The following is an 11,006-nucleotide window of genomic DNA, read 5'->3' as shown; positions in this document are numbered from 1 at the left end:
AAGCCGCGCTGAACATGCTCGAAGAGATCGGCTCGGTCGACAACATCCCCGAGTTCATCAAGCAGGTGAAGGACAAGAACTCGGGTGTGAAGCTGATGGGCTTCGGCCACCGCGTCTACAAGAACTACGATCCGCGCGCGAAGCTCATGCGCGAGACGTGCCACGAAGTGCTCGAGGAACTGGGCCTGCACGACGATCCGCTGTTCAAGCTCGCGATGGCGCTCGAGAAGATCGCGCTGGAAGACGAATACTTCGTGTCGCGCAAGCTGTACCCGAATGTCGACTTCTACTCGGGCATCGTGCAGCGCGCGCTGGGCATCCCCACGTCCATGTTCACCTGCATCTTCGCGATGGCGCGCACGGTGGGCTGGATTGCGCAGTGGAACGAAATGATCGCCGACCCCGAGCAGAAGATCGGCCGTCCGCGTCAGCTCTTCGTCGGCGAAACGCCGCGCGAAGCCAAGCCGGTTTCGCAGCGCTAAGCCATGCTGTCGTGCCACGCGGTGCGCGCGATTCTGCGCGCCGCGTGAGGACGAAACTGAGCGATACAAAAACGCCCCGACGGGTTTCGCCCGTCGGGGCGTTTCTCGTTGCGGCCTGGGTATTCAGGCGGCTGACTGCGTGCCTCAAATCCACCCGTCGATCTTCAGCCCGCTCGCCTTTTCGGCCTCTTCGCGCGATACATCGCGCACGGTCTGGCCGAAGCTCCAGAGGTGGCCCTCCGGGTCGCATGCCACGTAGACGCGGTCGCCGTAGAACTGGTCGTCGGGCTCGCGCACGATCTTCGCGCCCGCCGCGCGTGCGCGCTCGCAATGCGCGTCGAGGTCACGCTTCAACTGCACGTGCACCGACTGCGTGTTCTTGCCCTCGAGCGAAGCGGGACTCGTGGCGGGCATGCCGGGCCACTCGCCGCAAATCATCACGTAGCCGTCTTCGAAGCGCATCTCCGAATGGCAGAGCTTGCCGTCCGGCGAGGTCACGACGAACTGGCGCGTGAAGCCGAACGCCTTTTCCAGCCAGTCGAGCGCGGCGAACGGATCGCGGTAGTAGATGGCGGCGCCGAAGGCCGGGCGTTCAGAGGTGCTGCTCATGATCGTCTCCTGGGTTGCGATCGGACTGGGTGCTTTGGCACCTGGTCCGATTCCATGCGAAGCCGCGCGAGGAGCGCGTTGCTACGCGAGCGACCAATCTAGCACTGCCGCAAGTCGTTTGCGCGCGGCCTGCATGCGCTGCGCCCGGGCCCTGCGCCACAGCTACTTAAGCGTCCGTAGAATACGCCCGCTTCATTACCTGTGGGGTAATCGCCAGTGCTCACGCGTTCGCCGACCATGACGTTCATCCACCAGGCAGCAACTCCATGAACTAGTGCGACGAACGAAAGGAGCGACCACCATGAACCACGATCCGCGTCTTGCGAGCCCGCCCGGCTTTATCCGCGTGAACGACGATACCGCGCTGCACTACCGCGACTGGGGCGCCGGCGCTCCGCTCGTCTTCATGTCAGGCTGGACGCTCAATGCCGACATGTGGCACTACCAGAGCGTGCCGCTCGCACACGCGGGCTTTCGCTGCGTGGCGTATGACCGGCGCGGGCACGGGCGCTCGAGCGACCCGGGCCGCGGCTACGACTACGACACGCTCGCCGACGATCTCGAGGCCGTGCTGGACGCGCTCGATCTCTCGGGAGCGACGCTCGTCGGGCACTCGTTCGCGAGCGGCGAAATCGTGCGCTACCTGAGCCGTCACGGCGCGCGGCGCGTGGCGGGCATCGTGCTGCTCTCGCCGGCCTCGACGCCTTATCTGCTCAAGACCGCCGACAACCCCAATGGCCTCGACGCAAGCCTCTTTGCCGCCTCGCTCGACGAGATGCTGACGTCATTTCCCGACTGGATCGAGCGGCGCGCCGAGGCCTATTTCGAGCCCGGCACGTCGCGCGCAGTGATCCAGTGGACCACCGACATGATGCTGCGCGCCTCGCTGTATGCGGCGGCGCAGTTGAACCGCGTGCAGACCTCGACGGATTTTCGCCGCGAGCTTGCGCAGATCGACGTGCCCGCGCTCGTGCTGCACGGCGACAGCGATGCTTCGGCGCCGCTCGAGCTGACCGGCGGGCCCACCGCGGCGCTGCTTGCGCACGCCGTGCTCAAAGTCTACGAACGCGGCACGCATGGCATGTACCTGAACCAGGCTGCGCGCGTGTGTGCGGATATTGCCGCATTCGCCAGGCAATGCCAGGCATGAGCTATCCGCTTGACGCGTGCGGCCCGAACGGAATGTCGGCGGAAACAAAAACATACCGCGGAAACAGCTAGTAAACGGGGCGCGGAACGCTCGGGCGCGGCATCAGGAATAGCCATGCCGCACGCCTCGTTTTGCAGATGACACGTGCGCGCGGGCGTCATCTCAACGCCTCGGCGCACGCCTCGTGCAAGGCGTATCGATGGGGTCTACACGGCGCCGGCGCGCATCGCGCGCCGCAGAGTCGGTCCATCGCGAGGGGCGGCATCATGTGCAAACTTTCCTTCACAGGCTTGCTGTGCGTCGCGCTGGCAGGCTGCACGACGCCGGTGGCGTCCCAGCCGGTAGCGGACATGCCGATAGCGGACGGGCCGGTCTGCCGCACGGTCATCGGCACCGCGGATATCGACGGCACGCCGCAGCAGATTAGCGGCGTCGCATGCCTCCAGCCCGACGGCAGCTGGCAGATCGTGCAGGGCGATAACGGCACGCTGGTCTATCCGGCGTGGCAGGGTCCCGTCGACTATTACGGCGCGCCCTGGTACGGCGTATGGCCGCCGTTCTTCGTAGGCGCGTCGGTTGTGTTCGTCGACCGTTTCCATCACTTTCATCACATGGATCACGTCCATGCGGGCGGCCCCGGCATGCGGATGACAGGCGTGCGCGGCACCTTCCACGGCGGTGGTCATGGCGGCTTCGGCGGCGTGCATGGCGGCACCGTGTGGAGCGGCATGGGCAGCATGGGCGGCGGCCACCACCGCTAGAAAGCGGTTCCCGCCGGCTCCAGGGGCGGCTCGCGCCGCCCTTCGCGCGATCCGCGCCGCCGATTTGCGCTGCGCGGTGGCGCGCCGCGACGCGCGGCCACCGTCCGTGAATGGCGGCCCGCCGCCGGCGGATCACGGCGAATCCTTTATGATGGAACGCGCCCAAATTCTCGAGCCGCTCCATGTTTTTCGCCGCGCATTCCCTGCACCGCCGTCTGAGCATCGCCATCGGCACGCTGGCGATTCTCGTCGGCCTGCTCGGCTCGCTCGGCACGTTTCTCGTGGTGCGCAGTCTCGCGAGCGAATTCAGCTCGAGCCTGCGCGACGCCGCCGCGCACGTGCAATCCGGCGTGCCGCACCGCCATGGCGAGCCGAGCCGCGAGCCCAACGGCGTGCGCCTGCCTTCGGATGACCTCGTCGTGCAGATCTGGTCCGCGCACGACCTCGCCGCACCCGGGCGCACCAGCGACCCCGACATCGCGCTGCCGCGCGCGCAGGCGGGTTTCTCTTCGATTCAATACGACGGCGAGGCATGGGACGTCTTCGCGCTCGCCACCGGCGACGAGCAGATCCAGGTTGCCGAATCGCGCACCATGCGCAACCGCAACGCGCTGCGCGTGGCGTTCTGGAGCCTGCTGCCGGTGCTCGCGCTGCTGCCTTTGCTCGTGCTGACGATCGCCGTGACGGTGCGCTTGTCGCTGCGGCCGCTGGAGCGCATCGGGCGGCGCGCGGCGAAAGTCGATCTGCACGAGCTCAAGCCACTCGACGCGCAGAAGGCGCCCGTGGAGCTGCGGCCCTTCGTCGAGTCGATCAACCGCATGATCGAGCGCCTTTCGGTGCTCGTGAACGCCGAGCGCAAGTTCATCGCCGACGCGGCGCACGAGCTGCGCTCACCCATTTCGGCCATGCAATTGCAGATCGACAATCTGCGCGCCGCGCCGCCCGATCAGTACCACGAACGCTTCGACGAGCTGCGGCGCGGCGTGGCGCGCACGGGCTCGCTCGTGTCGCAATTGCTCGGCCTCGCGCGCGCGGAGATCGGCGGCGGGCAGCGCGCGCGCGCCGACGTCGCGTTGCCGCAGCTCGTGACCGAGGTGCTCGCCGACCTGCTGCCGCTCGCCGATGCGCGCGGCGTGGATCTGGGCGTCGAGCGTCTGGATGACGCGAGCGTGCGCGCGACCGAAGCCGACATGCGCGTGCTGGTGCGCAATCTCGTCGACAACGCGGTTCGCTATGGGCGTTCCGGCGGATGCGTCGACGTGACGGTGCGCCGCGAGGCGCAAACGGTGACGATCGAAGTGACCGACGACGGCCCCGGCATTGCCGGGGAAGACCTGCCGCGCGTGTTCGACCGCTTCTTTCGCGCCGGCGGCAACGACGCCGAAGGCAGCGGCCTTGGACTCGCGATCGCGCAGGCGCTGGCGCAAAGCTATCGCGGCCGCGTGACGCTCGAGAATCGCGTGGATGGCCGCACGGGCATCGTCGCGCGCATCGAGCTGCCACTTGCCTGAAACGACACGCACTGAAAAGCGCACAAGGATAATGAGGAAAACTGAGCGATGCGGATTCTGCTGATCGAAGACGATCTGCTGATCGGGCCCGCGCTGCTGCGGGCGCTGAAGGATGCCTCCTATAGCGTCGACTGGGTGCGCACGGGCGAGCACGGTCGCGCGGCCATCCGCGACGGCTCGTACACGACGATCCTGCTCGATCTGGGCCTCGGCGACATGAGCGGCCTCGACGTGCTGCGCGGCCTGCGCGCGGCCAACGACGCCACGCCCGTCATCATCATCACCGCGCAGGACGACGTGGATACGCGCGTCGAGGGCCTCGATCTCGGCGCCGACGACTACCTCGTCAAGCCGTTCGAGAGCAAGGAGCTGCTCGCGCGCATCCGCGCGGTGGTGCGGCGCAAGTCGGGCTTCGCCTCATCGACGATGGGCAGCGCGCGCGTGACGCTGGACATGAACGCGCGGCGTTTGAGCTTCGACGGCGAGTCCGACGATCTCTCGGCGCGCGAGTTCGCACTCATGCTCGCGCTGCTGGAGCGGCCCGGCGCGATCCTTTCGCGCCAGCAGCTCGAAGAGCGGCTTTATGGCTGGGGCGAGGAGGTGGAGAGCAACGCTGTGGACGCGGTGATCTACAGCGTGCGGCGCAAGTTCGGCCACGCGGTCATTCGCAACGTCCGGGGCCTCGGCTGGGCGGTGTGCGTTTGAGCGTCGGCGCGCGAATCGCAACAAGGAAAAAACGTAAAGAAAAAACGCGGCGAGCGCGATGCTCGCCGCGCGGCGCGCGTAGCGGAGGGGAGCGCCATCGCGCGCGCCAAAACTGAGGTCTATGACTGCGGTGCTTTTGTGTCGCGATTGAGCGCTCAAGACGCCAGCAATCGTTGCCAAGGATGTGCGCGCCATGCGCTCGTGAGCGCGCTGACGAGCTCGGCCTCGCTATCCGCAAGATGGCGGTCCGCGTGGACCGCAACGAGGCACAGGCTGAGCACCTCGGCGCGCAGCGCCGGATCCTCCAGCTCGCGCATGACCTGCTGCATCACACCGGAGTCGAGCTTGCAGGCGTCGCTCCAGTTCAGATGCGCGTTCGTGAGCAAGTCTTCGCAAAGGTCTTGCAGGATCGTGCCGAATTCACCGGGCGCGAGGCCGAGCCGGTCCGCAATGCGCGCGCGATGCACGGCGGCGAGTTCGCTGGCGCTCAGATGGCCGTCGGCGAGCAGGGCGATGGCGACGATTCGGCCCGCGGCCTGCGGGCTGTTGCTGGTGTAGGTTCGCATGTTCGAGTGGGGTCGAGAGATCGTTGCAGGGAACACGCGCAGCGTGAGCAGGCGTTCAGTCGAAAAGGTCGCGCAGCCACGACTTGGGGCGGCGTTCACCGTTGTTGCGCTCGTGGTTGCGTCGCGCACCGTGGTCGTCCTGGCGCGCGCCGTGACGCGAGCCTTGTTGCGCGCCGGGTTGCCCGCCATAGCCGTCGTCGAGGCGGCGTGCTTCGGCGGCGCTGGAGGCCGCCGCGCGTTCGATCAGCCGGTCGAGTTTGCCGCGCTCGAGCCAGACCCCGCGGCATTGCGGGCAGTAGTCGAGTTCGACGCCTTGACGCTCCGAGATCGCGAGCGTGGTGTCAGGGCAGTTCGGGCATTTCATGATGCGCTCCAGTCAGACAGGGTTAGTGCTTCAGCTGCAGGCCGGAGTCAGTGCTTTGGCACTGACTCCGAGCCGGTGTGGCCGCGATGGAATTCATCCTCGCAGAGAAAAATGAGCGAAGAATGAGGAAGGCGCACGGGCGCGTCCCCACGCCCGTCACGGCGTCCCCAGGCTGCCGCGCTTGCTCTCATGCGCACGCGTCTTGATGAGCGACACTACGACACCGCCCGCGAGCAGCGTCACCGTCACGCCGAGGCTCAGCAGCGGCGGAATCTTGCCGACGATGCCCACGAGAAAGATCTTCGCGCCGATGAACACCAGCACGAGCGCGAGCGCATGCTTGAGGTAGTGGAAGCGGTGCGCCATTGCCGCGAGCGCGAAGAACAGTGCGCGCAGGCCGAGCACGGCGAAAATGTTGCTCGTGTAGACGATGAACGGATCGGTGGTGATCGAGAAGATCGCCGGGATCGAGTCGACGGCGAAGATCAGATCGGCGAATTCGACCATCAGCAGCGCGACCAGCAGCGGCGTGGCGAAGCCCTTGAGCTTGCCGGTCACCGGGTGCGCGCGCCGCACGATGAACGCGCCGCCTTCGAGCCGTGGCGTGACGGGCAGCACGCGGCGGATCAGGCGCAGCGTCTTGCTGTTTTCCACGCCGGCTTTTTCGTCGGCGCTTTCGTTCGTCGCTTCTTTTGAGCCGAGCAGCATTTTCACGCCGGTCACGGCGAGAAAGAGGCCGAACACGAACAGCATCCACTCGAACTGCGCGACGAGCGTCGCACCTAGGCCGACCATGATCGCGCGCAGCACCAGCACGCCGACGATGCCCCAGAACAGCACGCGATGCTGGTACACGCGCGGCACGGCGAGCGCACCGAAGATCGACGCGATCACGAACACGTTGTCGAGCGAGAGCGACTTTTCGATGAGATAGCCGGTGAGGTACTCGGTGGCGGGCTGTGCGCCGAGCTGCCACCAGATGAAGCCGCCGAACAGCACGCCAATCGCGATGTAGCCGAGCGAGAGCCACAGGCTTTCGCGAATGCCGATTTCGCGGTCGTCGCGATGCAGCACGCCGAGATCGAGCGCCAGCAGCACGATCACCACCGCGAGGAAGGCGGCCCAGAGCCAGACAGGCTGTCCGAGGAAGCTGGCGGTGAAAAGCGGCGGGAGCATGGAGTGGGTCCTTGTCGTGGCGTTGTGGTGCGTTGAGGAGCATCGCGCCTGGCGATGAGCGTTTGGGCCTTGGCCCAAACGGCAGCGTAACGACGAAGAATGAGGCGCGAATGAGGGGGTGGCACGCGTTTGAAAGGCTTCCTTCCGGACGCGAGTGCCGCTGCGCAGTGCGTTGCGATTTGACTGGGCGAAGCAGAATTTGCCGCCTTATGGCATGCCGCAATCATTGATATGGATCCAGACGGGGACGCTAAATTTCGCTCCCGGGTTATCTACGAATTGCGCAATGCTAAATTCCCATCCTTTCAACATGAAAGGATGGCTATGAGAACGATGGCTATCAAAGCTGGTATTGCCGGTGGTCTCGTCGTGGCACTGAGTGCCTGCGCTGGCCTGCAAAATATCGATCCCAATGCCGCGATTTCCGCAGGATCGACGCTGCTCAAGGCCGCAACGCTTTCGGATAGCGACATCGTGGCGGTCTCGAACGAGGCCTGCCAGGCGAGCGATGCAAAGTCTCAGGTCGCGGCGCCGGGCAGCGCGTATGCAACGCGGCTCGCGCGCGTGATGAGCGGCTTCGGCGACATGACCTTGAACGGACAGAAGATCGACTACAAGGTCTATGTGATGAAGGACATCAATGCCTGGGCCATGGCAAACGGCTGCGTGCGCGTCTATAGCGGCTTGATGGACGCAATGACCGACGACGAACTCCGTGGCGTGATTGGGCACGAGATGGGACACGTCGCGCTAGGCCATTCGAAGAAGGCCATGCAGACGGCCTATACCGTGAGCGCGGCCAGAACGGCTGTGGGCGCCACGGGCAACTCGGTTGCGACAGCGTTGAGCACGTCAGAGCTCGGCGACCTGACCGAGAAGTTCATTAACGCCCAGTTTTCGCAGTCCCAGGAGCGTGCGGCGGACGACTACTCCTTCGATCTGTTGAAGAAGAAGGGCATGAATGAGCGCGGTCTCGTCACGGCGTTCCAGAAGCTCGCGGCTCTCGACGGTGGCCAGAACTCGATGATGAGTTCGCATCCGTCTTCGCCGAGCCGGGCAGAACACATCCAGAACCGGATCAAGAAGGAAGGCTGACGAGGCTGCCGCAATGGTTCGCGGGACCGGCCGGAAAAATGGCCGGAAAAACAAGGGTTTCCCTGCGCGCGGGCGGCACGGTGCGGGCGAGAACCGCTCGCGCCGCTCGCCGGGTAACATCGATACAGGTATCGCCACTACCACCCAACTCCCTGTTTTTTATCGCTTTTTTTCGCCAGAGGCGGTGCGGGCGGCGCATTTCGCGTGGCATAATCGATTCACAACGCAACGCCCCCGCAGTCACACGAAGTCATTCAATCCCCGCATATCATGGCAAAGACGCTCTACGACAAGTTGTGGGACTCCCATGTGGTCCACACGGAAGACGACGGCACGACGCTCCTCTACATCGACCGTCATCTGCTGCACGAAGTCACCAGTCCGCAGGCCTTCGAAGGCCTGAAGCTGCACGAGCGCCCGGTGTGGCGCCTCAGCGCGAACCTGGCCGTATCCGACCATAACGTGCCCACCACCGACCGCAGCCACGGCATCGCCGACCCGGTCTCGAAGCTCCAGGTGGACACGCTCGATGCGAACTGCGACGCCTATGGCATCACGCAGTTCAAGATGAACGACCTGCGTCAGGGCATCGTCCACATCATCGGGCCGGAGCAGGGCGCCACGCTGCCGGGCATGACCATCGTCTGCGGCGATTCGCACACCTCCACGCACGGCGCGTTCGGCGCGCTCGCGCACGGCATCGGCACGTCGGAAGTCGAGCACGTGCTGGCCACGCAAACACTCTTGCAGAAGAAGAGCAAGAACATGCTCGTGAAGGTCGAGGGCCAGTTGCCGCGCGGCTGCACCGCGAAGGACATCGTGCTCGCCATCATCGGCAAGATCGGCACGGCGGGCGGCACGGGCTACGCCATGGAGTTCGGCGGCTCGATGATCCGAGGCCTGTCCATGGAAGGGCGCATGACCGTGTGCAACATGGCGATCGAGGCCGGCGCGCGCGCGGGCATGGTCGCCGTGGACGACACCACGATCGATTACCTCAAGGGTCGTCCGTTCTCGCCGCAAGGCGTGGAGTGGGATCAGGCGGTTGAGTACTGGAAGGCCTTCAGCACCGACGACGGCGCGCACTTCGACCGTGTGGTCGAGCTCACCGCTGCCGACATCGTGCCGCAGGTGACCTGGGGCACGTCGCCGGAAATGGTCACCTCGATCGACGGCCGCGTGCCCGATCCCGAGCGCGAAAAGGACCCGGTCAAGCGCGATGCCATGGAACGTGCGCTGCAGTACATGGCGCTCGAGCCGAACACGCCGATCGAATCGATCAAGCCGGACAAGATCTTTATCGGCTCGTGCACGAACGCGCGCATCGAAGACCTGCGCTCCGCCGCTTACGTCGTGAAGAAGCTTGGCCGCCGCGTGGCGTCGAACATCCGTCTGGCGATGGTCGTGCCGGGCTCGGGTCTCGTGAAGGCGCAGGCCGAGCGCGAAGGGCTCGACAAGGTGTTTACCGAAGCGGGCTTCGAATGGCGCGAGCCTGGCTGCTCGATGTGCCTCGCGATGAACGCCGACCGGCTGGAGCCGGGCGAGCGCTGCGCCTCCACCTCGAACCGCAACTTCGAAGGCCGCCAGGGCGCGGGCGGACGCACGCACCTCGTGAGCCCGGCCATGGCTGCTGCCGCGGCAATCGAAGGGCACTTCGTCGACATTCGCAAGCTGGCCTGAGGCTACACGGATCATGGAAAAATTCACCGTACACACTGGCGTCGTGGCGCCGCTCGATCGCGAGAACGTGGACACTGACGCGATCATCCCGAAGCAGTTTCTCAAGTCGATCAAGCGCACTGGCTTTGGGCCGAATGCTTTTGATGAGTGGCGTTATCTTGATCACGGGGAGCCTGGCCAGGACAACTCGAAGCGCCCGCTGAACCCGGACTTCGTGCTGAACCAGCCGCGCTATCAGGGCGCGTCGATTCTGCTCACGCGCAAGAACTTCGGGTGCGGCAGCTCGCGTGAGCATGCGCCGTGGGCGCTCGATCAGTATGGCTTTCGCGCGATCATTGCGCCGAGCTTTGCTGATATTTTCTATAACAACTGCTTCAAGAACGGGCTGCTGCCGATCGTGCTCTCCGAGGCGGATGTCGATCATCTGTTCAACGAAACGAATGCGTTCAATGGCTTTCAGCTGACCGTCGATCTGGATAAGCAGGTCGTGCGCACGACTGATGGCGCTAAGGAGTATCCGTTTGAAGTGGCTGCGTTTCGGCGCTATTGCCTCTTGAATGGTTTTGATGATATTGGGCTGACGCTGCGGCACGCTGACAAGATTCGGCAGTTTGAGGCCGAGCGGCTTGCGCGCCAGCCTTGGTTGAAGAATCGCGTTATCTAAGTGTTTGTTTGAGATTTTGGTGGGGTGATGTAGGGTCGGTGCTTTTCGGCGCGGGTTACAGGGCTTTGGCATTTCCTTGTATTCGTGTCGGTCTATTAGTGTTACCCCTGTGCGGGGCGGCACCTACTTTTCTTTGCAGCGGCAAAGAAAAGTAGGCAAAAGAAAGCCGCTCAAACCGCTAGTGTGACGCAGTGGACCACTAACCTTATATCGGAGTGGCTCCGGGGCGTCTGTCACCACGGG

General features: G+C 64.8%; 12 protein-coding genes. 8 read left to right on the top strand and 4 right to left on the bottom strand.

What is annotated here, in order from left to right:
* On the top strand, positions 1 to 482 hold a 482-nt coding region (locus tag EYW47_RS41615), incomplete at its 5' end, for a citrate/2-methylcitrate synthase (protein WP_276322922.1).
* Positions 483 to 626: 144 nt separating this feature from the next.
* Here EYW47_RS41615 and EYW47_RS02810 read toward each other — a convergent pair.
* Positions 627 to 1,091 carry a VOC family protein gene (locus tag EYW47_RS02810; protein ID WP_133193346.1) on the bottom strand — a complete coding sequence of 155 codons (465 nt, stop codon included), beginning with the start codon at positions 1,089 to 1,091 and terminating at the stop codon, positions 627 to 629.
* 301 nt (positions 1,092 to 1,392) lie between these two features.
* Between EYW47_RS02810 and EYW47_RS02805 the strand changes: the two genes are divergently transcribed.
* The 4 genes from EYW47_RS02805 to EYW47_RS02790 all read left to right on the top strand — a co-directional run bounded on the left by EYW47_RS02805 (position 1,393) and on the right by EYW47_RS02790 (position 5,218).
* Complete coding sequence (locus tag EYW47_RS02805) at positions 1,393 to 2,241, top strand: alpha/beta fold hydrolase (protein ID WP_133193345.1); 849 nt, start codon at positions 1,393 to 1,395, stop codon at positions 2,239 to 2,241.
* A 266-nt stretch (positions 2,242 to 2,507) separates the two neighbouring features.
* On the top strand, positions 2,508 to 3,002 hold the full coding sequence (locus tag EYW47_RS02800; RefSeq protein WP_133193344.1) for a hypothetical protein: 495 nt from the start codon (positions 2,508 to 2,510) through the stop codon (positions 3,000 to 3,002).
* A 182-nt stretch (positions 3,003 to 3,184) separates the two neighbouring features.
* The gene (locus EYW47_RS02795; protein WP_133193343.1) at positions 3,185 to 4,513 is read left to right on the top strand and encodes a sensor histidine kinase; all 1,329 of its coding nucleotides are present in this window, start codon (positions 3,185 to 3,187) and stop codon (positions 4,511 to 4,513) included.
* Positions 4,514 to 4,561: 48 nt separating this feature from the next.
* Entirely contained in the window at positions 4,562 to 5,218 is a 657-nt protein-coding gene (locus tag EYW47_RS02790; RefSeq protein ID WP_133193342.1) for a response regulator transcription factor, read from the top strand.
* 155 nt (positions 5,219 to 5,373) lie between these two features.
* Here the strand turns inward: EYW47_RS02790 and EYW47_RS02785 are convergent, their stop codons facing one another.
* The 3 genes from EYW47_RS02785 to EYW47_RS02775 all read right to left on the bottom strand — a co-directional run bounded on the left by EYW47_RS02785 (position 5,374) and on the right by EYW47_RS02775 (position 7,324).
* A complete protein-coding gene (locus EYW47_RS02785; RefSeq protein WP_133193341.1) occupies positions 5,374 to 5,784 on the bottom strand; it encodes a tellurite resistance TerB family protein in 411 nt (136 codons plus the stop codon).
* Between the two features lie 55 nt (positions 5,785 to 5,839).
* Complete coding sequence (locus EYW47_RS02780; protein ID WP_133193340.1) at positions 5,840 to 6,148, bottom strand: TFIIB-type zinc ribbon-containing protein; 309 nt, start codon at positions 6,146 to 6,148, stop codon at positions 5,840 to 5,842.
* Positions 6,149 to 6,304: 156 nt separating this feature from the next.
* Positions 6,305 to 7,324 carry a TerC family protein gene (locus tag EYW47_RS02775; protein ID WP_133193339.1) on the bottom strand — a complete coding sequence of 340 codons (1,020 nt, stop codon included), beginning with the start codon at positions 7,322 to 7,324 and terminating at the stop codon, positions 6,305 to 6,307.
* A 333-nt stretch (positions 7,325 to 7,657) separates the two neighbouring features.
* Between EYW47_RS02775 and loiP the strand changes: the two genes are divergently transcribed.
* The 3 genes from loiP to leuD all read left to right on the top strand — a co-directional run bounded on the left by loiP (position 7,658) and on the right by leuD (position 10,763).
* Positions 7,658 to 8,419, top strand: coding sequence for a metalloprotease LoiP (gene loiP, locus EYW47_RS02770; RefSeq protein ID WP_133193338.1), 762 nt, complete (start codon positions 7,658 to 7,660; stop codon positions 8,417 to 8,419).
* 270 nt (positions 8,420 to 8,689) lie between these two features.
* Positions 8,690 to 10,099, top strand: coding sequence for a 3-isopropylmalate dehydratase large subunit (gene leuC, locus EYW47_RS02765; RefSeq protein ID WP_133193337.1), 1,410 nt, complete (start codon positions 8,690 to 8,692; stop codon positions 10,097 to 10,099).
* Positions 10,100 to 10,112: 13 nt separating this feature from the next.
* Positions 10,113 to 10,763, top strand: a complete 651-nt coding sequence (leuD, locus tag EYW47_RS02760; protein WP_133193336.1) for a 3-isopropylmalate dehydratase small subunit — start codon at positions 10,113 to 10,115, stop codon at positions 10,761 to 10,763.
* Positions 10,764 to 11,006: the final 243 nt, after the last annotated feature.

The sequence above is a fragment of the Paraburkholderia silviterrae genome (assembly GCF_004353915.1).
In the GTDB taxonomy this organism is placed as follows: domain Bacteria; phylum Pseudomonadota; class Gammaproteobacteria; order Burkholderiales; family Burkholderiaceae; genus Paraburkholderia; species Paraburkholderia silviterrae.
The sequence above is the reverse complement of the archived record's forward strand: the minus strand, read 5'-3'. Positions and strand labels throughout refer to the sequence as shown.